A 24,371-nucleotide genomic window follows, 5' to 3' on the forward strand; every position below is an offset into this window, starting at 1 on the left:
TCCTGGTCTATCGACGGGGAATGATTAAAGCGAGGACCGCCAAATTCCAGATCGGACAGGTCGTGCGCCACCGGATCTTCTCGTTCCGGGGCGTGATCTTCGACATCGATCCGGAATTCAACAACACCGAGGAATGGTGGCTGTCGATCCCTGAGGAGGTGCGGCCCCAAAAGGATCAGCCGTTCTATCACCTGCTCGCGGAGAACGCGGAGTCGGAATACGTCGCTTACGTCTCGGAGCAGAACCTCATGCCGGATGACTCCGGCGAGCCGATCCGCCACTCCCAGGTCGCCGAGATCTTCATCAAGGACAAGGCCGGCGGCTACCGCCCGCGCAACCCTTCGCTGAACTGAGTTTCGCCCCGATAAAGCGGGCAGCAAAAAAGGCGCTCGAACCGAGCGCCTTTTTCATGTCCGGGCGTTGAGCCCCGATTACTTCTGCGCTGCGGGAGCGCCGCCGGGAGCTACTGCACCCTGCTGTTCGAGCTTCTTGCGCTGTTCGTCGGCCTTCTTCTGAAGCTCTTCCTGGAGCTTCTTCTGGTCTTCCTCGAACTTCTTCGGATCGGTCGGCGGGCCGTCATAGGCCTTGGCGAACTCGCCGGCGAGCGGCAGCGGCAGCGTCAGCGGCGCGCCATTGGCGTTGATCGCCTGCACAACAAGGTTCTGCCCCTTCTTCATGTTGTTGATGAGGTCGGGGGTCGCCTCGTAGTCCGACATGCAGCCATTGGCGAAGCAGATCACGTAGGGGCTCTGCAGCGGCGCGTTGTTGTCCACGATGATGCGGGTGCCGTGGACGAGCTGCATCCCGAGCGGCAGGGTCACGCGCAGGATCTTCTTGGGCTCGCCTTCCGGCTCGATGATCACGGCCGCGATGACCGGCTGGCCCGACTCAATGCGGCCGTCCTTGCCGGTGAAGCAGACCTGCTTGGCGTTGGCGTCCTGGCCCTTGAGGCAGAACTTGGTCCACGGTGCGTAAATCAGCTGGATCTGCTGATCTGCGGGCTGTCCAGCCTGCTGCTGCGCCGGGGCGCCCTGAGCAGGAGCCTGCTGCGCCTGGGGTGCCTGAGCTGGAGCCGGCGCCTTGGGGGCAGCCTTCGGAGCAGCTTTCGGCGCCGGAGCCGCCTTGGGCGCACCGGGAGCCGGCGCGGGGGTCTGGGCCTCTACGGCAAACGGAACGACCAATGCCGTCGCCGTCAAAAGGGCGAGAAGTCGCCCGCGCGGCCGGACGGACGCGGCCAAGTAACGGAAATTCATTGCGGAAAACCCTTTCTGAACGGGAAGTGCCCGAACCGCCCCGAAGCACCGAACCAGGCCGCCGCCTTGGCGCGGCTGTCTCCCCGTCAATAGAGGCGGAAAAGTGACGGGTTCGGCGCTCTTGCGCGATTGCCCGCCTTCTTAACGTGGCGGACGAAAAGATCAATGCCGACAACCATCTTTGACTGCGCCAGTGCCTGCGCTTCGTGAAATTCCCTGTGATAGGATTCAGGTTCGCCGCTCCTCGAATCAACGTGTGCCGATGTTCATGTTCCAGCGCCTGATCGAGGGCCCCGGCGTCCGCCTGATTGCCGGCCTTGCCCTCGCCGTCGCGCTGCCGGCAACTGCGGTGCGGGCCGAGGAAGCCCACGCCATTGCCATGCACGGCAAGCCGGCGCTATCAGCGGGTTTCACCCATATGCCCTACGCCAACCCCGACGCGCCCAAGGGCGGCCGGCTGACCTGGGGCATTCTGGGCACCTTCGACAGCCTCAATCCGTTCATCGTGAAGGGATTGGCGGTGCAGCAGACGCGGAACTACGTGGTCGAGAGCCTTTTGGCGCGCGGCTATGACGAGCCGTTCACGCTCTACGGGCTCCTGGCCAAATCAGTCGAGACCGACGACGAGCGGACCTACGTCACGTTCCATCTCGATCCCCGCGCGCGGTTCTCCGACGGCAGGCCCGTGCTCGCAGAGGACGTCCTGTTCTCCTGGCAGCTCCTGCGCGATCACGGCCGTCCCAACCACCGCCAATACTACGCCAAGGTCGCCAAGGCCGAGGCGCTCGATCCCCTCACCGTCCGCTTTGATCTCGCCGGTGCCAACGACCGGGAGCTGCCGCTGATCCTCGGCCTGATGCCGATCCTGCCGAAACATGCGGTCGACGTCGCGACCTTCGAGGAGACGACGATGGCGGGCCCGATCGGCTCGGGCCCCTATCGCGTCACTGCTGTCAAGCCCGGCGCCAGCGTGACGCTGACCCGCAATCCCGACTATTGGGGCCGCGACCTGCCGGTCAATCGCGGGCTCTATAATTTCGACGAGATCAGGCTCGACTATTACCGCGAGGCCAACGGCCAGTTCGAAGCCTTCAAGCGCGGCCTCTATGATTTCCGCGTCGAGAACGAGCCCCTGCGCTGGCATGACGGCTACGATTTTCCCGCCGCAAAGAGCGGCGAAGTCATTCGCGACACCATCAAACCCGGCGTGCCGCAGCCTTCGGAGTTCCTGGTGTTCAACACGCGACGTCCGGTCTTCGCCGACATCCGCGTGCGCCAGGCGCTGACGCTGCTGTTCGATTTCGAGCTGGTCAACCGCAACTATTTCTTCGGGCTCTACTCGCGCGTGGCCAGCTATTTTGCCGGCTCGGACCTGTCGGCCTACGGCCGCCCTGCGGATGCGCGCGAGCGCGAGCTGCTCAAGCCCTTCGCCGCGCAGATTCGGCCGGACATCATGGACGGCAGCTACCGCCTGCCGGTCACCGACGGCTCAGGGCGCGACCGGACGACGCTGCGCGCGGCGCTCAAGCTTCTGTCCGACGCCGGCTACGATCTCGACGGCACCGTGCTGCGCAATCGCAGGACCAAGGCCCCCCTCACCTTCGAGCTCCTGGTCACGACCCGCGACCAGGAGCGCATCGCGCTCGCCTTCCAGCGCGACCTGAAGCGGGCCGGCATCGAGCCCTCCGTGCGATCGGTGGATCCCGTGCAGTTCGACCAGCGCCGCCTCGCTTTCGAATTTGACATGATCCAGAACCGCTGGGACCAGTCGCTGTCCCCGGGCAACGAGCAATATTTCTATTGGGGCAGCGCGGCTGCCGACAGTCCAGGCACCCGCAACTACATGGGCGTCAAGGATCTGGCCGTCGACGCCATGATCGCGGCCCTGTTAGAGGCCCGTGAACATACGGCGTTCGTGTCAGCGGTGCGGGCGCTCGACCGGGCCCTGATCGCGGGCTTCTACACAATCCCGCTGTTTAACGTATCGGAGCAATGGATCGCGCGCTGGAATCGGATAGAACGACCGTCGACCACTGCGCTGTCCGGCTATCTGCCGGAGACCTGGTGGTCGAAGGGGCAGCCCCAAGCGAAGTGACGCCGTGAACCAGCCACCCGTATCGCCGACGCTCGACACGCTGTTTCAGCGCACGCTGTCCCGCCAGCCGCATGCGCCGGCGCTGCTCGACCCCCTCAACAAGGTCCGCGTGACCGGGCGCTCGCCAAAGCGGCTGACCTATGCCGAGGCCGACCTCGCCATCGAGGCGCTCTCGGCGCACTTCGTCGAGTCCGGTCTGCCGGCCAACTCCGTCATCGCGATCCAGTTGCCGAACACGGTCGAGTTCGTGCTCACTGTGCTCGCCGCCCATCGCGCCGGCCTTGTCGTCGCCGTGCTGCCGCTGCTCTGGCGCCATGCGGAACTGACCGCCGCGCTCAACCGCACCGCGGCACGCGCCATCGTCGCCATGAGCAAGATCGACGGCGTGATCTATTCCGACCTCGCCATGCATGCCGCGGCAGAGGCCTTCTCGATCCGCCACGTCTTCGGCTTCGGCACCGACCTGCCCGAAGGCATGGCCTCGCTCGACGAGGTGCTGGCGCGCCCGCCCGGCACCACGCGCAGCGTCATTCAGGACGGCCGCAAGGCGGCGATGATCTCGTTCGACGTCACCGCGGAAGGCTTACGCCCGGTGCCGCGGCCGCATTTCAGCCTGATCGCCGGCGGGCTTGCAATGTCGCTGGAAGCCGACATCAAGCAGGGTGCGACGGTGATGGCGGCGTTCACGCCGATGTCGTTTGCGGGCCTCGCCTCCTCGCTCGCGGCGTGGCTGTTCTCCGGTGGCACGCTGGCGCTGCATCACCCCTTCGAGCACGACGTGCTGGAGCAGCAGATCAACGAGCATGAGTGCGAGGTGCTGATCGCGCCGGCGCAGCTCGCACTTAGGCTCGGCGATTCCAACCTCGCGGCGCGGATGCCGACCTTGCGCAACGTCATCGGCCTGTGGCGCGCGCCCGAGCAGGTGGCCGCGAGCGATGCCTGGATCGCACCGCATGCGCCGCTCACCGACATCTATCTGTTCGGCGAGGCCGGCCTGTTCGGCGCCCGGCGCGGCGAGGACGGCACGCCGGTGCCGGTGATGCCGGGCCCGCATGGCGCGCCGCGGGAGCAGTCCGGCTCCTCGATCGCCGGCGAGATCCTGCTTACGCCAAAGGGAACGCTTGGCCTTCGCGGGCCGATGGTGCCGATCGCGGCCTACGCCCCGCCGCAGCCGGTGGGCGAGGCGCTGACGGCGCAGCCGCCGCGCGACTATGTCGACACCGGCTACGCCGCGCGGATCGACCGCACGAGCGGCGCGATCTGCGTCACCGCGCCCCCGTCCGGCATCATGGCGGTCGGCGGCTACCGCTTCCTGTCCAACGACCTCCAGGAATGGGCGCGCCGGCTCGGCCAGGGCGCGCTCCTGACCGCGCTGCCCGACCGGCTCTCCGGGCACCGGCTGGCAGGCCGCGCCCAGGATAACGCCCGCGCCCGCGAGGCGCTCAGCGAGCTCGGCCTTAACCCCCTGATGGTTGAGGCTTTTCGCGATCGTTCCGGCCCGGTTTGAGCGCAGTTTCAACTGATACGTTGACGCTGCATTAAGGCGGCCAAACTAGATTACGCGCCACGTATTGCGTGATCAGAGTTTGCGATGTCCCAGGCGGGCCCGATCCTGTTTGTCTCCAATGCCGAGCGGCCGGCCTTCATTTCGGCGCTGGACGAGGGCCGTTTCTTCCCCATCGTCGACAGCGACTGGACGAGTGCTGCACGCGTCGTCGAGCAGGTTCAACCTGCCGCGGTCCTCGCCGCAATGACCGGCGGCCACGAGCCGCACATCGCGCCGTTCGCCAAGAAGATCGCCGACCAATCACTCTACATTCCGTTCGTCGCGCTGGATGCGCCGGGCACGCTCCCCCACAACGCCCTGCCGTTCTCCTCACGCGAAGGCAATCCGGACCGCCTGATCGCGCGGCTGCGTGCGGCGCTCCGCGTGCGCACGCTGCATGCGACCGTGTTGCGCCGCCTTCCCGAGGTGACGGCAAAGGTCTCCCTGCCCGAGGCCGATCCCGTGCGCGATGCCACCGTGCTCCTGATCGGCCGCGGCGCGGCCTATCCCGCACTCTCGGTCGCGCTCGGCGAACGCATGGGTGTGATCGGCGCGCTCTCGATCGAGGCCGCCGCAAAGCACCTCAACACGCGCGACATCGACGGCGTCGTCCTCGCCGAGGGATTCACCGCGCGCGTCGCCGACGCCTTCCTCACGGTGCTCGCGGAGGATACCCGCTTCCGCAACCTGCCCGTCGTCGTCACCGCGCACCAGCTCTCGCAGGGCTACGACCTGCCCAATCTCGAGTTGATCTCGGGCGAGCCGGCCAGGATCGCGGCCAACGCGCTGCCGCTGATCCGCCAGCACGCGATGGAGGCTCAGCTGAGCCGCACGCTGCGCTCGATCGACGCCGGCGGCTGGCTCGATCCGCGCAGCGGACTGTTGACGGTCGAAGCCTTCGCCCGCGATTTTTCCAAGGCGGTCGAGCAGACGCTCGCCCGCGGCGGCGGCCTGTCGGTCGCGCGCTTCGCCTTCGATCCGGGCAATCCCCGCGCCCAGCTCGATGCCGCACGAATCTTGAGCCGGCTGATGCGGCAGATGGATTTTGGCGCTGTCCAGAAGGACGGCTCGGTGATCGTGGTGTTTGCCGAAACCGACTTCCGGACCGCGCACATGATCGCTCGCCGCCTGTCGGCGGTGATGCGGCACACTTCAAACGGCAAGCGCGAGATGCGCAGCGATCCCGTCGTCAGCGTCGACTCGCTGTCGCCGTCGGATACCGCGCGGACGCTGCTCGCGCGTCTCTCGGCTGAAGCGCCGCGCGCGGCGTCGTAGATATCATCGCGCCCTCTTTCGCAGGATCGCCCCTTCGGACCTCGGTTTGCCCTGTGATCCGACAAAATCTGAAAGACAACCCCATGCAAAGGAGCTGTCAATTGCTGACGTGAAGCCATACGGATTTTACGAAGCCACGTCGGGCAAAACACCGGCAGAATGGCATCATCGAAATAAATCAGTTGGCCCGCGCGGAGAAATTCGCTGCGGGTTTTTTCATTTGCACAGGAGAATTGTTGATGCCGACGATTGAAAAGAAACCTTTACCGCCGATCGGCTCTGGGGTTGTCACGATCAATCCGTCAGACAAGGAAGACATTACGAGGCGCGCGCGCGACGTCATAGATCATTACATGTCTGGCAAGGGGTCCTGGTGCGACGAGGGGCCGCGAAAATCTGTCCAGCAGACCATCGATGACCTCAACAGATTTAAGAACGGCGTTATCGCGTCCGAGCAATATGTCGATGACCCCGGCTCAGTATTGGGTCCTATAAAGGAAATGATTGATGCGGCTATCAAGCAGGCCAGCAATGCGATCCCGAATCTAGAGGATGACGGCCGTAGCGAGATCCGTCCGCGCGATCCAAACGATTCGATCATGCGAGCGCGCCCGCCAATCTATGCCTCACCAACGACGAATGGGAGAATACAAATTCTTGCAGCGCCGACGGACCAGGGCGTGCTCTCGACGCCCAAGGCAGTGCAGACCAATCGTGTTCCGGTCGCCCCGCCCGTCGAGCGAACTCCCGATCGTAATGACCCGAACATCCGAGTTCTCCGTCGCGTCGTCAGGGATTGAGATAGTTCATCAGATGCCCAGAAGGCGCACCCGCAGCGACATCACCGCTGTCGTCAATGCACGAAAGCCAGGAGCCGGTTGACTTTGTTCTTGATTTGTTTCTATGATCTGCCTGCAACCTCCGGGCGAGAACTCGTCTGTGGTGCGACTCGATATTCCGGTCGACGATGAAATTCGCAACAGCATTCATTTCCGCCGTTCTGCTCATGCCGGCTTCCGGCTACGCCAAGGACTACAGGCTGGATTACGGCGTTGAAACACCAACCGACAGCGATGCAGGTTCGACGGCGTGCCCCTATGGGGTATGCCATGTGAAGGTCGAGAAGCTAAACCTGACGGTCATCATTTTCCTGTCTCGCGACGACCCTGACCACGCGCGCATTCAAATCGAAGGCAAGCCCGGCTGCTGTTTCTTCGAACTAGGTGCGCCATCGCAGAGGATAGTGCCCGGCGACCCGCCACCGAGGCTTCGCTTTTTTACCGGCGTGGCGCCGCGAGGGCTCCTGTATTTCCAGAATGAGCCGGCCGGAAACCTTTACTTGAGATTCCATCTCGATTGATCGAGGGTGGCCCACCGATTCCAGTTCCGGGTGCAGAGATGGGGGCATGGCGCTACGCACCTTTACCCACCGTACAAATGCTTCCAGTAACACCGTCATTGCGCAGAGCGAAGCGACGAAGCAATCCAGCGTCCTTCCGCGGATACATTTCTGGATTGCTTCGCTTCGCTCGCAATGACGGGGAAACTACTTCTGCGCCCTACGCCGCCTTCTTGCTCTGAGCGAGCTGCGCGAGCTGGCGCATGATCTCTGTGGTGCCGGCGAGACGTTCTTCCGGCGTCTCCCAGTCCTGGAAGAACACCACCTTCATGTCGGGCCGCACCTTTGCGGCCTGGCCGTGGCTGCGGATGAACGACACCAGGCGGTCGGGATGCGCGAACGAGTTGTCGCGGAAGGCGATGACGGCGCCCTTCGGACCGGCATCGATCTTCTCGACATTGGCCCTGCGGCAGAACGCCTTGATCGCAGCGACCTTGAAGAGATAGCGCACCTCGTCCGGCAGCACGCCAAAACGGTCGCGCATCTCGGCGGCAAAGTTCTCGATCTCCTCCTCGGTGTCGAGATCGGCGAGCCGCCGGTACAGCGACAGCCGCACCGAAAGGTCGCCGACATAATCCTCTGGAATGAGCACGGGCATTCCGATCGTGATCGAGGGCGACCAGCGGTCGGCGGCGGGCTCGGAGACCCCGGCCTTGAGATTGACGATCGCCTCTTCCAGCATCGACTGGTAGAGCTCGAAGCCGACCTCCTTGATGTGACCGGACTGCTCCTCGCCGAGCAAATTGCCGGCGCCGCGAATGTCGAGGTCGTGCGAGGCGAGCTGGAAGCCCGCGCCCAGTGTCTCCAGCGATTGCAGCACGGTGAGCCGGCGCTCGGCCTGCGCCGTGATCTTCTGCTGGGCCGGCAGCGTGAACAGCGCGTAGGCGCGCAGCTTAGAGCGTCCAACGCGGCCGCGGAGCTGATAGAGCTGCGCAAGGCCGAACATGTCGGCGCGATGCACGATCAGCGTGTTGGCGTTGGGGATGTCGAGACCGGACTCCACGATGGTGGTGGACAGCAAGATGTCGAACTTGCCGTCGTAGAACGCCGTCATGATGTCCTCGATCACGGCGGGCGGCATCTGGCCGTGCGCGGCCGCGACCTTCATCTCCGGCACGTTCTTGTCGAGGAAATCCTTGACCTCGGCGAGGTCGTCGATGCGCGGCACCACGTAGAACGCCTGGCCGCCACGATAGCGCTCGCGCAGGAGCGCCTCGCGGATCATGAGAGCATCATGCGGGGCAACGAAAGTGCGGACCGCAAGACGGTCGACCGGGGGCGAGGCGATGATCGAGAGCTCGCGCACGCCGGTGAGCGCGAGTTGCAGCGTGCGCGGGATCGGCGTCGCCGACAGCGTCAGCACGTGCACCTCGGAGCGGAGTGCCTTCAGCCGCTCCTTGTGGCTGACGCCGAAATGCTGCTCCTCGTCGACGATGAGAAGGCCGAGGTCGCGGAACTTGATCGACTTGCCGAGCAGCGCGTGGGTGCCGACGACGATATCGACCGAGCCGTCGGTGATGCCCTTCTTGACCTGGTTGAGCTGCTTGGTCGGGATCAGGCGCGAGGCCTGCGCGACCTGCACCGGGAAGCCGCGGAAGCGCTCCGAGAAGGTCCTGTAGTGCTGGCGGGCGAGCAGCGTGGTCGGCACGACGACCGCCACCTGTTTGCCCTCCAGCGCGACGGCAAAGGCCGCGCGCAACGCCACCTCGGTCTTGCCGAAGCCGACGTCGCCGCAGATCAGCCGGTCCATGGGGCGGCCGCGCTCGAGGTCCTTCAGCGTCGACTCGATCGCGCCCAACTGGTCCTCGGTCTCGTCATAGGGGAAGCGCGCGCAGAACTCGTCATAGTGGCCCGGCTGCACCGGCAGCTTCGGCGCCTCGTGGAGCTGGCGTTCCGCGGCGATCTTGATCAGTTCGCCCGCGATCTCGCGGATGCGGTTCTTCAGCTTGGCCTTGCGGGTCTGCCAGCCAGAGCCGCCGAGACGATCGAGCTCGACCGTGGTCTGGTCGGAGCCGTAGCGTGACAACAGCTCGATGTTCTCGACCGGCAGGAACAGTTTTGTCTCGGCCGCATAATGCAGCTCGAGACAGTCATGCGGCGCCCCGGCGACGGCGAGCGTCTGCAGGCCGATGAAGCGGCCGATGCCATGGTCGACGTGGACGACGATGTCGCCGGCGGCAAGGCTCGTCACTTCCGAGATGAAATTGTCGAGCTTGCGGCTCGCCTTGCGCGGCCGCACCAGGCGGTCGCCGAGGATGTCCTGCTCGCTGATGAGCGCGATCTCGTCGGCCTCAAAACCGCTTTCGAGGCCGAGCACGGCGAGCATGGTCTCGTTACGCGGGGTTGCCTGCACCGTCCGCCAGCTGTTGACGCTGGTGGTGTGGGTCAGCTTGTGGTCGCGCAGCATCGACGTCATGCGGTCGCGCGAGCCTTCGGTCCAGAGCGCGATCACGACCTTCTTGCGTTGCGCCTGGAGCGCCATCACGTGGCTGACCACGGACTCGAACACGTTGACGGTGGTGTCGTTACGCTCCGGCGCGAAGTCGCGGCCCTTGCGCGCGCCGGCATCGACGACGGTCGCGCCGTCGGCCGGCACGGAGAACTGCGTCAGCCGCGCCAGCGGAATCCCGCTTTCGCGCCTGGTCCACTCCTCTTCCGTCAGGTACAGCCGGTCCGGCGGCAGCGGCTTGTAGATGGCGCCGCCGGTCGGATGCTCGAGCGCGTCTCGGCGCGCCTGGTAGTAGTCGAGGATCTGCTTGAAGCGCTCGCGGATCGCGTCCTCGGCCTGCGGCTCGATCGCGATCGGCGCTCCCTGCAGATAGTCGAACAGCGTGTCCATCCGCTCCTGGAACAGCGGCAGCCAGTGCTCCATGCCGGGATGGCGGCGGCCCTCGCTGACGGCCTCGTAGAGCGCGTCATCGCGCTCGGGCGCGCCGAACTCGGCGACATAGCCCATGCGGAAGCGGCGGATGGTGTCGGTGACGAGCTGGAATTCCGAGATCGGCACGAGGTCGAGCGCGCGCATGTCGAGCAGCGTGCGCTGGGTCTCGGCGTCGAAGGTGCGGATCGATTCCAGGCTGTCGCCGAAGAAGTCGAAGCGGACCGGCTGGTCGAGGCCGGCCGGAAACAGGTCGAGGATGCCGCCGCGCACGGCATATTCGCCGGGCTCGCGCACGGTCGAGGAACGGTTGTAGCCATTGTGCTCGAGCCAGGCGACGATGGTGTCCATCGGCACGACGTTGCCGGGCGCGACCGACAGCGCTTGCGCCGCCACGAGGTCGCGCGAGGGCACGCGCTGCACGATGGCATTCACCGTCGTCAGCACGATCAGCGGCTTGTCGCTGCCGGTGAGCGAGGCGAGCCGCGCCAGTGTGGTCAGGCGCTGCGCCAAGATGCCGCCATGCGGCGAGACGCGGTCATAGGGCTGGCAGTCCCAGGCTGGAAACTGGAGCACTGGCAAGTCCGGCGCGAAGAACTGCAGGGCGCGTTCGAGCTGCTGCATGCGCGGGCCGTCGCGGCAGACCACGGCGAGGCTGACGGCAGGTTTCTTCGGCCGCGCCGCGATGGCACGGGCGAGATCGGAGACGACGAGGCCTTCCGCGCCCTCCGCGACATTGGCGAGCGTCAGGGCGCGACCCGGTGCCAGCAATTCGGCCGGCGATTTCGACGGCTGTTTCATGCTTTGCGGTCCGCGATCGGAAACGCCTTGATGCGGGCAAACAGTGCGCCGGCGACCTCGGCCGGCAGCACCTTGTCGCCGGTGACGGCGGCATAGAGGTCGGGATCGTTGACTTCGAGCAGGCGCTCGAGCTCGGTCAGCTCGGCATCGGACAGGTTGCCGATCTCGGCGTCTGCGAAGCGGCCGAGGATCAGGTCCATCTCGCGCGTGCCGCGGTGCCAGCAGCGGAACAGAAGCCGCTTGCGACGCTCATCCAGCCCGTCGCTCGATCGTGTCGTTCCCGTCATGTCTCAAATCCAGTCCAACGCGAAAAGCCCGGACGTGCCGGGCGGGGGTGATATAGCCACTCGGATGACCCGTGTCAGCCCTTTGTTGCGGCAGTTCAGGCCATCGATTCCTCATGGCCCTCCGCCCGCGCCGGGACGTGAAAAAAGACGTGGATGCCCGGCATAAAGCCGGGCATGACGGGCAAAAACGATCCTAGATTCGCCTGATGCGCCCTAGCCTGCTCAACCCGTTGTTTGCTCCCGTGACCAGCCTGCCCGGCGTCGGCCCGAAGCAGGACAAGCTGCTGCGCTACCTGCTCAGCCGCGATGAGACGCCGCGGCTGGTCGACCTGCTCCTGCACCTGCCGAGCAACGTGATCGACCGCCGCGCGCGGCCGAAGGTCCGCGACGCCGTGCCGGGAACCGTGGTGACGCTGGAGGTAACGGTCGACCGCCACCGCCCGCCCCCGCCGCGCAATTCCCGCGCGCCCTATCTGGTCTACGCCAGCGACGACACCGGCGACGTCGTGCTGACCTTCTTCCGCGCCAAGCCCGGCTATGTCGAGAAGCTGCTGCCAATGGGCGCCAAACGCTACGTCTCCGGCACGCTGCAGATGTATGACGGCACCCCACAGATCGTGCATCCCGACCGCGTGCTGGACGAGGAGGCCATTTCAAAGCTCTCCGGCATCGATCCCGTCTATCCGCTGACGGAGGGACTTGCGCTCGGCTCGCTGCGGCGCGCGATCGCCCAGGCGCTGCAAAAGCTGCCGGGCCTGCCGGAATGGATCAGCCCGGAAGTGCTGCGCCGCTGCAACTTCCCGCCGATCGCCGAGGCGCTCACCCGCGTGCACCAACCGGTCGAGCTCACGGACATCCTGCCCGAAAAACCCTACTGGTCGCGCCTCGCCTTCGACGAGCTCCTGGCCGGGCAACTGGCGCTCGCGCTGATCCGCGCGCAGTTGCGCAGGCCCGCCGGCGTTCGCAATGCCGGCGACGGACACTTGCGCAACAAGATCATCGACGCCCTGCCCTATGCGCTGACGCCCTCCCAGCGCAACGCGGCAGCTGCCATCGCGGACGATCTGAAACAACCGGTGCGCATGCTGCGCCTGCTTCAGGGCGATGTCGGCTCCGGCAAGACCGTGGTGGCGCTGCTCGCTGCCGCCGCCGTCGCCGAAGTCGGCAAGCAGGCCGCGCTGATGGCGCCGACCGAAATCCTGGCGCGCCAGCACATCAAGACCATTGCGCCGCTCGCCGAGCGCGCCGGCCTGCGGGTCACGATCCTCACCGGCCGCGAAAAGGGCAAGGAACGGCGCGAGATCATCACGCGGCTTGCCGAGGGCGAGATCGACCTCCTCGTCGGCACCCATGCGCTGATCCAGGACGATGTGATCTTCAAGGACCTCGCGCTTGCCGTCGTCGACGAGCAGCATCGCTTCGGCGTGCGCGAGCGGCTGGCGCTGACCTCGAAGGGCGATGCCGTCGACGTGCTGGTGCTGAGCGCAACGCCGATCCCGCGCACGCTGGTGCTGACCTATTTCGGCGACATGGACATCTCTGAGCTGCGCGAGAAACCCGCCGGCCGCCAGCCGATCGACACCCGCGCGGTGCCGATGAGCCGGATCGAGGAGGTCATGGACGGCGTCGGCCGCGCGCTTTCCGCCGGCAAGCTGGTCTACTGGATCTGTCCGTTGGTCGAGGAATCCGAGGCCGAAGGCACCGAGCACCTCACCAACGCAACGAAACGTTTCGAGAGCTTGCAGAAGCGCTTCGGCGACCGCGTCGGCCTCGTCCACGGCCAGATGAAGGGCACTGAGAAGGACCGCGTGATGGCGCAGTTCGCCGCCCACGAGATCGGGCTTCTTGTCGCGACCACAGTGGTCGAGGTCGGCGTCGACGTGCCGGCCGCGACCATCATGGTGATCGAGAACGCCGAGCGCTTTGGCCTTGCGCAGCTGCATCAGCTGCGCGGCCGCATCGGACGCGGCTCGGAAGCCTCGACCTGCCTCCTGCTCTACTCAGAGCCGCTCGGCGAGATGTCGAAGGCGCGGCTGAAGGTGATCCGCGAGACCACCGACGGCTTCCGTATCGCCGAGGAGGATCTGAAGCTGCGCGGCGAAGGCGACGTGCTGGGCGTGCGCCAGAGCGGCCTGCCCGGCTACCGCATCGCGCGCCCGGAAGTTCACGGCCAGCTCATCACGCAGGCCCGCGACGAGGCACTGCGCATCTTGAAGGACGATCCTAAGCTGAAGGGCGAGCGCGGCGAAGCGCTGCGCTGCCTGCTGTATCTGTATGAGCGGGACGAGGCGATTCCGCTGATTGGAGCGGGCTGAAGCGACGTGGTCCCATCATTGCCGGGCCTGACCCGGCAATCCGTCACCCGAAGCAACTCTTCTTGGCATGCATCTTTGATAGATGCGCCGGTCAAACTCGCGCATGACGAGTTGAAAGTCTCGGCCGCAGAGCATGCTCAAGCGTGGCCTGGCGTTTCGCGACATTCGGCCTCACGCCCAATTCGTGAACCGGCGGCAGCCGAGACGGACTCACTTGCAAGCGGTGATCGTGCGTCCGGAGGTGTCATAGGCGCCCGAAGCAAGGACAATGCAATTGCCCCAATGAAGTGTACGGTTTGCCCTGCTTTGTTGCGAACTGGTTCACATTCAAGGACGGATCACTCGTGCTATGGTGAGGCATTGCGGTAAGCGAGGCGAAGCAGGTGCTGCTTCGGAGGGGCGGCATTCATCGGATCGCCGAGCGTACATTGGAACTATCCCCGCATCCCTGCTGGAGGTAGATTATGCAGTTCGTTTCCACCGAATGGCAGTCAGCTTCGACAGCTCCGTCAGACGGAGATCTCGAAATCTGCGCGCTGGACTTTGATGGTATTGTCCATTCGCTTCCTTTTCCTTGTCACAAGGATGGATCCAATTGGGTCGACCGGTGGGGCAAAACCCACGCCGACATTCAGCCGACCCATTGGCGCCAATGGACGAATGCACGCTAATCCGTGGCCGGCGCAATGCCCGCGCTGTCGGTTTTCCCGCCGCAGAGCGCCGAGCCTTCACGAGCGCATCGGGCTTGCAGGTACAATCTAGACCTTCTTTTGGACACTCGCCGCGAACGCCTTCATCAGCGCGGCATCCGCCGCCTCGCCTTTGGCATCCTCGGCAAGATGCTCGAACCAGCGCGCAAATCCCTCGTAGATCTGGCTCGCCGGATGATCGGGCCCAAGAAAGCCTGAGATCTCCCGCATCTCCGCGACCCAGCGATAGGCCTTCGGGATCATGTCCGGCAGCGCGACCTCGAGCCGAGCCAAAATTGCGGGCTGGCTCAGCGCGAGCTCGTCGCGGAGCGCATCGGCCGCGCCCGCCTTCGTCGCTGCGAGCACCATGGCCGAGCCGATGCCGGCAAGGCCCTTGACGATGCCGGCGTACGACATCTTCAGCGCGGAGGCTGCACCGACCGGTCCCTCGACGATCCGCAGGTCGAGCCCGAGCTGTTTCAGCACCGCGACGTCCTTCGCGTGCTCGCCGGACATATAGAACGCCGGGCTCTTGCCGCCGGGCTGCGGCGGGAAGCCGATGATGCCGGCATCGACGAACGGCGCCTGCGCCGAGCCGATGATCTCCTCGATCCGGAGCACGGTGTCGACATTGACGGCATTGCAGTCGACGACGACCGGCTTCTTCTCGCGCCTGACGATCAACCCTGCCAGACGCTCCGCCAGCGCCACCGCCTCGCCCGGGGGCACGATCGAGAGAATGATGTCGGCGTCCGCGATCGCATCATCGTCGGTGCCGACCATGCCTGCATCCGCCGCCCGTTTCAGCGTGGCTTCGCTCCGTCCCTTCAGGGACGTCAGCACGCGCGCGCCATGCTCGCTCAGGCGTCGGGCCACCGCGCTGCCCATGGCGCCCGGTGCAAGGATTGCAATCGTGGTTGTCATCGTCGGCTCCGATCGGGTTCCGGCCACAGCAAGGCCAACCGTCGGCCGCGGATTCTACTTGCTGGTGTCCCGCGCGGTAGTGGCGCTGTCCGGACCTGGATACGGCTCCAGCGCATAGCCGGCCTTCTGCCAGCCGCGGCATCCGCCCTGAAGCACGGACACGTCGGTAAATCCCATCTCCTGCAACGCGGCCGCCGACAGCGTTGTCTTGCCGCCTCCACCGCAGGTCAGGAGGATCTTCTGGTGCCGGTCCCGCAAGGCGAGATCGCGGCGCTCTTCCTTCGTATCGGCTTTGATCTCGAGTTCGCCGCGGGTGACGTTACGCGCGCCGGGCAACGTGCCGCGCTCAAGCAACTGCCATTCTTCGCCGACATCGATGACGGTGACGCCACCGTGGTCGAGCAACTCCTTGGCTTCGCCCGGTGTAAGCATGCGAACGCCGCCCTCGCGAGCCTCATGCACCCTATCGCGGAACGTCTTTTCGTCGGTCATGGGTTGCCGCTCACTCGACCTTCGCAGGCTCGGGCTGGAGCTTGGCGGAAGCATTGGCGATGCGCGCCGCATTCGCCACGCCGGCGAGCGCCGCCGCCTTCTTCGGATCGGGCGCCGAGCCCGGCTGCACCACGCCGGCCGACATGATCAGCGTCGCCGCGTCCTCGGCGCTCAGCTCGACCTCGATGATCTTGCTCTTCGGCACGTAGAAGAAGAAACCGGTGGTCGGGTTCGGCGAGCACGGCAGGAATACCGAGACGTGCTCCTCCTGCCCCGGCAGGCTGCGCGCGATGTCCTCGCTCGGCGATTGCGAGATCAGCACGATCGACCACATGCCCGGCGATGGAAACTCGACCAGGCCGACCTTGCGGAAGCTCGAGCCCTTGCCCGAGAACAGCGTTTCGAAGACCTGCTTCAAGCCGCGGTAGATGGCGCGAACGGCCGGGATCCGGCCGAGAAAGGTCTCGCCGACATCGACCAGCGTCCGGCCGATCAGGTTGGCGGCGAGGAAGCCGACAAGCGTCAACGTGAAAAATGCGACAATCAGTCCCCAGCCGGGGACGCCGTAGGGCAAATAGGTTTCCGGCCGATAGGCGAGTGGCACGAACGGCCGCACCACGCCATCGACCCAGGTGACGAACCACCAGACCAGGTAAAGCGTGATCGCAATCGGCCCCGTCACCACGAGGCCGGTGAGGAAATAGTTGCGGAAACGGCCCATCAGGCCGGTATGCGGTTCCGGGGCAGGATCGGGCAGAGGCGCAGGCGGAGACGCGTCGTCGCGGGCGGTCATTCGGGTTCCAGGTCAGTCGCTGCATTCAAGCTAGGGTCTTCTAGCAGGTTTTGGAAGACCACGAAGCAGGCGGCGACCTGATCCCTTATGTCTTATTCCACGGTCACGGACTTGGCGAGGTTGCGCGGCTGGTCGACGTCGGTGCCCATCACCACCGCCGTATGGTAGGCGAGCAACTGCACGGGGACGGCATAGACCATCGGCGTGAACGCCGCCGCCATATCCGGCATGACGATGGTGACGAGAGAATCGACCGTCGCCTCGGCGGCGCCCCTGGCGTCAGTCATCAGGATGATGTTGCCGCCGCGGGCGGCCACCTCCTGCATGTTCGAGACGGTCTTTTCGAACACGCGGTCATGCGGCGCAATCACCACCACCGGCACGTTCTCGTCGATCAGCGCGATCGGCCCGTGCTTGAGCTCACCGGCGGCATAGCCCTCGGCGTGAATGTAGGAGATCTCCTTCAGCTTCAGCGCGCCCTCGAGCGCCAGCGGAAAGCTGGTGCCGCGGCCGAGATAGAGCACGTCGCGCGACTTCGCGATCTCGCGCGCGAGCTTCTCGATCTGCGGCTCGGTGGTGAGCGCGTCCGCCATCAGGCGCGGGACTTCGACGAGGCCGTGCACGAGCTTGATCTCGTCGGCCTCGGACAGTTCACCGCGCGCCTTGCCGGCGGCGACCGCGAGCGCTGCGAGCACCATGAGCTGGCAGGTGAAGGCCTTGGTCGAGGCGACGCCGATCTCGGGCCCGGCGAGCGTCTGCAAGACGGTCTCGCTCTCGCGCGCGATGGTCGAGGTCGGCACGTTGACGACGGCGACGGTATGCACGCCCGCGGCCTTGGCGTAGCGCAGCGCGGCCAGCGTGTCGGCGGTCTCGCCGGATTGCGAAATGAAGATGGCGAGGTCGCCATTGCGCAAGGGCGACTCGCGATAGCGGAATTCGGAGGCGACATCGACCTCGACCGGCAGGCGCGCAAAGCGCTCGAACCAGTACTTTGCCACGTAGCCGGCGTAGCTCGCCGTGCCGCAGGCCGTGATCGTGACGCGCTGGACGGTGCTGAAGTCGAACGGCAGCTTGACCGGCAGCGACACGCACTCCGTCGCCATGTCGATGTAGCGCGCCAGCGTATGACCGACCACTTCCGGCTGCTCGTGGATCTCCTTCGCCATGAAATGGCGGTAGTTGGCTTTGTCGACCAGCGACGTCGAGGCAGCGTGCTTGATCTTCTCGCGCTGGACGGCATTGCCGTCCTTGTCGAAGATCGTGGCGTCCTTGCGGGTCAGGACCACCCAGTCGCCGTCATCGAGATAGCTGATCGTGTCGGTGAACGGGCCGAGCGCGATGGCGTCGGAGCCGAGATACATCTCGCCGTCGCCATAGCCGATCGCGAGCGGCGGCCCGTTGCGGGCGCCGATCATGAGGTCGCCCTCGCCGGCGAAGATGAAGCCGAGCGCGAAGGCGCCGCGCAGCCGCGCCAGCGTCAGCTTCACCGCCTCGACCGGCTTGTTGCCGCGCTTGAGCAGGTCGTCGACGAGATGCAGCACGATCTCGGTATCGGTCTCGGTGTGGAACTCTGTGCCCTTGCTCTCGAGCTCCTCGCGCAGCTCGCGGAAATTCTCGATGATGCCGTTGTGGACCACCGCGACACGCTCGGTCGCGTGAGGATGCGCATTGTGCTCGGTCGGCTTGCCGTGCGTGGCCCAGCGCGTGTGGCCGATGCCGGTGGTGCCCTTCAGAGGCTCGGCGTAGAGCCGCTTCTCCAGGTTCTTCAGCTTGCCTTCGGCGCGGCGGCGCTCGAGATGGCTGCCTTCGAGCGTAGCAACACCCGCAGAGTCGTAGCCGCGATATTCAAGACGTTTGAGCGAATCCACCAGTTGCTCCGCAACCGGTTCGCGCCCGAGAATGCCGACAATCCCGCACATGCGGATCAATATCCCCCAAATCGCCGAAAAATCGTCAAAACGACCTGTTCGATTTTTATCGAAACTCGCAACGAACGCGATACTCAACAATTATTGCGGATTGCGACAGCGCCAAATGGTGGTAGCCCTAACGTGCGTCGAACTGACCGGCCTTTAACCCTGCACGTTAACTCGCTGTCAATACATTTGGCCAACGATTCCCGCCCGGGAGATATGGCCATGAAGGGATCATCCGACCGCAAAGGTCTGTCATCGATGTATCTGCGCGCCAGCGAGACCACTGGCACGCATCTGGCGCACTGGCCGCCGCCCCAGCGCGGCAAGGAAAGCAAGCCCGTCTTCGTGAAGCACCCGGCGGGCGAGCCGGTGAAGCGCGCCAAGCCGCGCGGCTGGCGCCTGACCCGCGCCATCTTCTCGGAATTTGCCGACGACGAATAGCGCCGGTCACTTCTCCGGCTTCTTCCCGCCCGTCTTCATCTCGCGATAGCGCGCCGCGCCGCCTTCCCGGATGGTCTGCTGGCTGCGCTCCAGCGCCATCGCGTCGTCGGGCACGTCGCGCGTGATCACCGAGCCCGAGCCGATATAGGCGCCGTTGCCGATTTTCACCGGGGCGACCAGCGACGAATTGGTGCCGACGAAGGCGCCCTGCCCGATGATCGTCTTGTGCTTCTTGAAGCCGTCGTAGTTGCAGGTGATGGTACCGGCGCCGATGTTGGAATTGGCGCCGATGGTGGCGTCCCCGATGTAGGAGAGATGGTTGACCTTGACGCCGGCCTCGAGCGTCGCGGCCTTGGTCTCGACGAAATTGCCGATGCGCGCGCCGTCACCGAGCGAGGTTCCAGGCCTTAAGCGAGCATAGGGGCCGATGGAGACGTTCTTGCCGAGCGAGGTCTGCACGATGTGCGAGAAGGAATGGATCACGGTGCCGTCGGCGATCGACACGCCCGGACCGATCACCACGAACGGCTCGATCGTCACGTCCTTGCCGAAGACGGTATCGGCGGCGAGATAGACGGTCTCCGGCGCAATCAGCGTGACGCCGGCCTCCATCGCCGCCTTGCGCAGCCGCGCCTGCATGACGGCTTCGGCCTCGGCGAGCTGCGCCTTGGTGTTGATGCCGCGCACTTCGTCTTCGCTGGTCTCGATCACCATGGCCTCCCATCCCTGTTCGCGGACGATGCCGACCGCATCCGTGAGATAATATTCGCCCTTCGAGTTCGCATTGCCGATCCTGTCGAGGATTTTGAGCGCGCGGCGCCCGTCGAGCGCCATCACGCCGGCATTGCACAGCGTGATCCTGCGTTCCTCGGCGCTGGCATCGGCCTGCTCGCGGATCGCGACCAGATGGTCGCCCTCGACAATGAAGCGGCCGTAGCCGGTGGGGTCGGCGGCGCGAAAGCCGAGCGCGGTGAGCGCCGCGCCCTTGGCGAGCGGCGCGCGCAGCCGCGCAAACGTCTCGGCGGAAATCAGCGGGGTGTCACCGAACGCGATCAGGAGATCGTCCACGCCGCGCGCGATCGCCTCGCGCGCCGCCAGCACCGCATGCGCGGTGCCGAGCCGTTCGGCCTGCACGAAGGTGAGCGCCCCGGGACAGATCCGCCTGGCTTCATCGGCGACCGCCTGATGGTCGGGACCGACCACGACCGCGAGCGAGGTCCCGGTTCCATGCGGCGCGGCGGCGAGCACATGGGAGAGCAGCGTCTGGCCCGCGACGGGATGCAAAACCTTCGGCAGGCTCGATCGCATGCGCGTGCCTTCACCGGCGGCGAGCACGATCGTGAGGCTTGAGCGGGCAGTCATTGCAATCCTGTCACATACGGCCGAATCGATCATTGGCGGCCGCCAGCAGGCCGACGCCGTCATAGCGGCGCTTTGCTACCCTCGTAAACGCCCGGAATTCAAGTGCAGGACGCTTTTCCTGTTAATGTTCCCTGATTGATTCGGGGATGCTCGACGGGGCTGGGCACTTATAAGTTCATGGCAAAGGATTCCGACCGACTGGCCGGTGCCTTCGACACCAAGGAAACCGGCGGGCTTTTCTCCGGATTGCTGGCCGAGGAGAGCGCATTTGACCGCCGCATGATGTGGCGGCTGGGCTCCTGGGGCGTGGCGGCCGTGGGCGCCGTGGTCGTCGCCGTGATGGCCAACCAGGCGCAGCTCGGGTGGCGGCGCGACCAGGTCGCGGCCACCGATCTCGTACGCCAGGCCGACCGCCTCCAAATGCTGACCCGGGAGAGCCAGGGCGAGGCCCGCAAACTCGCCTCCGCCATCGAGACGCTGAACACCGATCGCGACCGCCTCTACGCACGCGTCACGGTGCTGGAGCAAGGCCTCGACTCCATCACCGGCGCCATCTCCAAGCAGAACGCGCCCGCCACGCCGCCGCAGGCCTCGACCGCAAAGCCGCAGGACGTGCCGGCCGTGCAGCCGGCGCCCACAGCGCCCAGCGTCGGGCCGGTCGCCTCGACGGCAGCACCGTCGGGCGACAAGCCGCGCGCGGACGCGGCCAAGGAGGCGAAGGACAAGGAGGCGAAGGAAACGTCGAAAGAGGCTGCAAAGGATCAGCCGGGCCTGCCGCCGCAGACCGCGGCAGCCGCCTCCCTCGTGCCGCAGTCACCGCCCGCGCCTTCGGCACTAGCGGCCCTTCCCCTGGTCACTTCGAAGTCGATCATGGCGCCGCCTGATCAGGCCGCTTCGAAATTGATTCAGCCTGATGCGGCCGAGAAGAAGCCAGACCCGGCGCCCGCTCCCACGGAAGTCGCAGCAGCACCGGCGAAACCGCCGGAGGCGGCCGAGAGCGAGGCTCCTGCGATCGCGGTTCAGCAGACGCGCTTTGCGATCGATCTCGGTGGCGCAAACTCGATCGACGGCCTGCGCACTCTCTGGCGCAGCCTGACCAAGTCCAACCCGGAGATCGCAACGCTCCGGCCGATCATCATGATCAAGGAAGGCAGCAACGGGCTCGGCATGCAGCTGCGCCTCGCCGCCGGTCCACTGATCAATGCCGCGGCCGCGGCAAAGCTCTGCGCTGGCCTAACCGAGAACGACCGCCACTGCGAGACCGCCGTGTTCGACGGCCAGCGTCTGTCGATGCGCGGCGGCTCGGACAAGGGGCAAGAGAAAGGACAGGAGAAGGCGCAAGACAAGGGACAAGACAAGAGTTCCGAGAAGGGCAAGGATCAGGACGCAGCGACCCAGGCCGAGACGCCGCCCGCTCCCAGCGCCAAGCCTGAAAAACCGCAGCACCGGCGCAGCTACTCCTCCAAGCGCACGAAGCGCGAGGAGCCACCACCAGCACCTGCGCCGCCGCCCGCTCCGGCCAAGCCGGAGACGGCTTCTACGGGATCGACGCTGTCGTCGTTCTTCAGGCGGTAGAGTGCCCCGCAGTTACCGCATCTACAGCGTTCTTGGGCTCACGTCAGATTCTGACCGACGCGTGGTAATCAGCACTGTCGAGCTAGGAAGTTGATCACGCAACCGTTGCAATACCGCCCTTTCCCTGAGGAAGTGTATAAGCCTGCGTCTTCCTAAGCGCGCATCCCTGAAGGGAGTGAACGCAAGGTGACGTCCGAATATCGCCCTTAATCAACAGTAGGATCTGCGCCTCGTCACTGGAGAATGAACGACCTAGTTGGCGCCGGGCGCGTCAGAAAACTTCACCTGCCCTGTTGCCCGCCCCCTCCTTCCCGACCATATTGGCCCCATGAAGAAAAAGCCCTTTCGCCTGACGCCGTATCAGGTCCAGTTCCTGCTCGTCGTCGGCTTCGTCACCGTCGGCTGGGCGCTCTATGTCCGCTATCTCGCGATCGAGTTCTCGCAGGTGGCGCTCGCGTGCGACGCCGGCCTGCAGACCACGATCTGCAAGGCGCGCGCGGTCTCGACCTCGCTGTTCAAGAATTCGGTGTTCGGCATCGTCGCGCTGGTGATCGCGACGCTGAACCTGATGCGGCCTTCGATCGTGCTCCTGACCCTCGGCGTGATCGCCGCGGGCCTTGGCATCGTGCTCTACAACATCGTCCTGTCGGGACTGGCGATCGGCCTGCTCATTCTTGGCTTTGCGCGGCCCGCGCCCGCCACAGCGTGAGCGCGAACAACAGATAGATCGCGCAGGTCCACAGCGACTGCCAGTTGTCGCGGCCTTCATTGAGCAGGACGTAGGCCGCCGACAGCGTCAGGAGTCCGGCAAACACGGACTCCGCGATCGGACGCACGCCGATCTGCGGCCGGTTCAGCATCAAAAGCGCGAACGGCACCACCGCCATCGTCAGCGAGGCATAGGGGAAGTCGCGGTAGCGCGGATCGAACACGAAGCCGAGCGCGGTCTCGGTCGCGATCACCGCAGTCACCGCCAGCGTCAGGCCGAGCACGGCGGTGAGCTTCGACCATTTCCGCTCTTCGCGCGGACCGAGAATATCGAGGAACGTCGGCAGGCTGCGGCCGATCACCAGCGCCTGCGCGCAGAAGATCGGCGACAGGATTCCGGCGGCGAGCAGCGTGCCCCATTGCAGCCAGCCGCCCCAGCCGTAGCTCTCATAATACATCTTGTCGGCGCCGATCCCGAGCAGGATGCCCGCTGACGTCGCCGAGATGCCGACGCCGAGCCAGGCCGAGAAGCGCGGCGTCCAGGGCCGCCGCCGCAGCGTGATGCCGGCGACCGCGAACACCAGCACGCTGAGGGCCATGCCGGCGCCCATGTACCATTTCCAGTACGGAAAATTGCTGATCGGCCGGCCGGGCGGATATTTCAGCTGCCGGCGCACGGAATCGAACAGGCCCCAATAGCCGCCGACGGTGCCTTCGAGCCGGCGCTTCCAGGGCTGGTCATAGGCCTCGATCAGGTTGACGCGAAACTTCTGCGCCTTCGCAAGACCGAGGATCTCCGAGACCACGCGCGCCTGGTTGGTGCGCGACGGCAGCGCGCCATCGCGCATGCGGCCCTCGCTCGGCCAGCCGGTCTCGCCGATCAGGATCTCCTTGCCGGGGAACGCAACCGCCATCCGCTCGCGGATCGATTCGACGTGGCTCGCGGCGAATTTCGCGCGCACCGGCATGTCTTCCCAATAGGGCAGGATGTGGATCGTGACGAAGTCGACGGCGTCATAGACGTCGCGGTTCTTCAGCCAGTATTCCCAGACGTCGGCATAGGTGACGGGCACGCTGACCTGCGCCTTCACCGAACGGATGATGGCGATCAGATCGGCCGTCGTCATCTCGCCCCGCAGCAGCACCTCGTTCCCGACGACGAGCGAGGAGATGGTGTCGGGGAATTCCTTGGTGAGGCGGATGGCGGTCGCCACTTGCGCAAAGTTCTTGGCGCGGTTGCTGCCGAGCCAGATGCCCTGGATCACCTTCAGCCCGCCGACCTTGGTTGCGACCGCCGGCACCTGATCGAGCCCGTTCTCGATCGAATAGGTGCGGACGCAGTCGGTGATCTCCTTGAGCTGCCGCAGGTCCTGCTCGATCTGGTCGGCCTCGATATGAGTCCATTCGTTCAGCGGCGTCTGATCGCCGCGGAATGGCGCATAGGAAACGCATTGCAGCTTGTCGGCGGGATCGATGGGCGCGCGCGCAAGCGTGATTGGCGTCGCCAGCCACCACCACACGGCAGCAATCGCACCCAGGGAAACAAGCAGAAGCGCCAGTGGCGTACGAAGAGAAATCGGTTCCGTCCTCCGCGAAGGGCCCGTCGATTACCTGCTCGCACG

19 protein-coding genes are annotated in these 24,371 nt (G+C 65.4%); 10 read left to right on the forward strand and 9 right to left on the reverse strand.

From position 1 onward, the window contains the following. The first annotated feature begins 20 nt into the window (after positions 1–20). The gene (hspQ, locus tag AYJ54_RS12260) at positions 21–353 is read left to right on the forward strand and encodes a heat shock protein HspQ (protein WP_063699163.1); all 333 of its coding nucleotides are present in this window, start codon (positions 21–23) and stop codon (positions 351–353) included. Positions 354–431: 78 nt separating this feature from the next. On the opposite strand, the gene AYJ54_RS12265 is transcribed toward hspQ, so the two are convergent. Further along, positions 432–1,253: an invasion associated locus B family protein gene (locus AYJ54_RS12265; protein WP_063699164.1), complete on the reverse strand. Its 822-nt coding sequence runs from the start codon at positions 1,251–1,253 to the stop codon at positions 432–434. Positions 1,254–1,515: 262 nt separating this feature from the next. On the opposite strand from AYJ54_RS12265, the gene AYJ54_RS12270 reads away from it, so the two are divergent. The 5 genes from AYJ54_RS12270 to AYJ54_RS12290 all read left to right on the forward strand — a co-directional run bounded on the left by AYJ54_RS12270 (position 1,516) and on the right by AYJ54_RS12290 (position 7,529). Next, positions 1,516–3,348, forward strand: a complete 1,833-nt coding sequence (locus AYJ54_RS12270; RefSeq protein ID WP_063699165.1) for an extracellular solute-binding protein — start codon at positions 1,516–1,518, stop codon at positions 3,346–3,348. A gap of 4 nt (positions 3,349–3,352) precedes the next feature. Further along, complete coding sequence (locus AYJ54_RS12275; protein WP_063699166.1) at positions 3,353–4,855, forward strand: class I adenylate-forming enzyme family protein; 1,503 nt, start codon at positions 3,353–3,355, stop codon at positions 4,853–4,855. 84 nt (positions 4,856–4,939) lie between these two features. Further along, positions 4,940–6,169: a hypothetical protein gene (locus tag AYJ54_RS12280; RefSeq protein ID WP_063699167.1), complete on the forward strand. Its 1,230-nt coding sequence runs from the start codon at positions 4,940–4,942 to the stop codon at positions 6,167–6,169. Between the two features lie 239 nt (positions 6,170–6,408). After that, entirely contained in the window at positions 6,409–6,969 is a 561-nt protein-coding gene (locus tag AYJ54_RS12285) for a hypothetical protein (protein ID WP_136623642.1), read from the forward strand. A gap of 167 nt (positions 6,970–7,136) precedes the next feature. After that, on the forward strand, positions 7,137–7,529 hold the full coding sequence (locus AYJ54_RS12290) for a hypothetical protein (protein WP_063699169.1): 393 nt from the start codon (positions 7,137–7,139) through the stop codon (positions 7,527–7,529). Between the two features lie 199 nt (positions 7,530–7,728). Here AYJ54_RS12290 and mfd read toward each other — a convergent pair whose 3' ends face one another. Continuing rightward, positions 7,729–11,247, reverse strand: coding sequence for a transcription-repair coupling factor (gene mfd / locus AYJ54_RS12295; RefSeq protein ID WP_063699170.1), 3,519 nt, complete (start codon positions 11,245–11,247; stop codon positions 7,729–7,731). Further along, positions 11,244–11,534 carry an FAD assembly factor SdhE gene (locus AYJ54_RS12300; protein ID WP_063699171.1) on the reverse strand — a complete coding sequence of 97 codons (291 nt, stop codon included), beginning with the start codon at positions 11,532–11,534 and terminating at the stop codon, positions 11,244–11,246. Before AYJ54_RS12300 ends, mfd begins: the two co-directional genes overlap by 4 nt. Positions 11,535–11,740: 206 nt before the next feature. On the opposite strand from AYJ54_RS12300, the gene recG reads away from it, so the two are divergent. After that, a complete protein-coding gene (gene recG / locus AYJ54_RS12305; RefSeq protein WP_063699172.1) occupies positions 11,741–13,849 on the forward strand; it encodes an ATP-dependent DNA helicase RecG in 2,109 nt (702 codons plus the stop codon). A gap of 758 nt (positions 13,850–14,607) precedes the next feature. On the opposite strand, the gene AYJ54_RS12310 is transcribed toward recG, so the two are convergent. The 4 genes from AYJ54_RS12310 to glmS all read right to left on the reverse strand — a co-directional run bounded on the left by AYJ54_RS12310 (position 14,608) and on the right by glmS (position 18,666). After that, positions 14,608–15,462, reverse strand: coding sequence for an NAD(P)-dependent oxidoreductase (locus tag AYJ54_RS12310; RefSeq protein ID WP_063699173.1), 855 nt, complete (start codon positions 15,460–15,462; stop codon positions 14,608–14,610). A gap of 54 nt (positions 15,463–15,516) precedes the next feature. Beyond that, complete coding sequence (locus tag AYJ54_RS12315) at positions 15,517–15,954, reverse strand: rhodanese-like domain-containing protein (RefSeq protein ID WP_063699174.1); 438 nt, start codon at positions 15,952–15,954, stop codon at positions 15,517–15,519. Positions 15,955–15,964: 10 nt separating this feature from the next. Next, entirely contained in the window at positions 15,965–16,747 is a 783-nt protein-coding gene (locus tag AYJ54_RS12320; RefSeq protein ID WP_063699175.1) for a DUF502 domain-containing protein, read from the reverse strand. Positions 16,748–16,839: 92 nt separating this feature from the next. After that, a complete protein-coding gene (glmS, locus tag AYJ54_RS12325; protein ID WP_063699176.1) occupies positions 16,840–18,666 on the reverse strand; it encodes a glutamine--fructose-6-phosphate transaminase (isomerizing) in 1,827 nt (608 codons plus the stop codon). Between the two features lie 219 nt (positions 18,667–18,885). Here glmS and AYJ54_RS12330 point away from each other — a divergent pair, with 219 nt between their 5' ends. Next, complete coding sequence (locus tag AYJ54_RS12330; RefSeq protein ID WP_063699267.1) at positions 18,886–19,104, forward strand: hypothetical protein; 219 nt, start codon at positions 18,886–18,888, stop codon at positions 19,102–19,104. Between the two features lie 6 nt (positions 19,105–19,110). Here the strand turns inward: AYJ54_RS12330 and glmU are convergent, their stop codons facing one another. Further along, a complete protein-coding gene (glmU, locus tag AYJ54_RS12335; RefSeq protein WP_063699268.1) occupies positions 19,111–20,466 on the reverse strand; it encodes a bifunctional UDP-N-acetylglucosamine diphosphorylase/glucosamine-1-phosphate N-acetyltransferase GlmU in 1,356 nt (451 codons plus the stop codon). Positions 20,467–20,643: 177 nt separating this feature from the next. Here glmU and AYJ54_RS12340 point away from each other — a divergent pair, with 177 nt between their 5' ends. Continuing rightward, the gene (locus AYJ54_RS12340) at positions 20,644–22,041 is read left to right on the forward strand and encodes a hypothetical protein (RefSeq protein WP_063699177.1); all 1,398 of its coding nucleotides are present in this window, start codon (positions 20,644–20,646) and stop codon (positions 22,039–22,041) included. Positions 22,042–22,369: 328 nt separating this feature from the next. After that, entirely contained in the window at positions 22,370–22,750 is a 381-nt protein-coding gene (locus AYJ54_RS12345; RefSeq protein ID WP_063699178.1) for a hypothetical protein, read from the forward strand. Here the strand turns inward: AYJ54_RS12345 and AYJ54_RS12350 are convergent. Then, positions 22,710–24,269, reverse strand: a complete 1,560-nt coding sequence (locus tag AYJ54_RS12350) for a glycoside hydrolase family 17 protein (protein ID WP_063699179.1) — start codon at positions 24,267–24,269, stop codon at positions 22,710–22,712. The genes AYJ54_RS12345 and AYJ54_RS12350 overlap by 41 nt on opposite strands. Between the last annotated feature and the right edge of the window lie 102 nt (positions 24,270–24,371).

Origin of the sequence: Bradyrhizobium centrolobii (genome assembly GCF_001641635.1) — a bacterium.
Classification (GTDB): Bacteria; Pseudomonadota; Alphaproteobacteria; order Rhizobiales; family Xanthobacteraceae; genus Bradyrhizobium; species Bradyrhizobium centrolobii.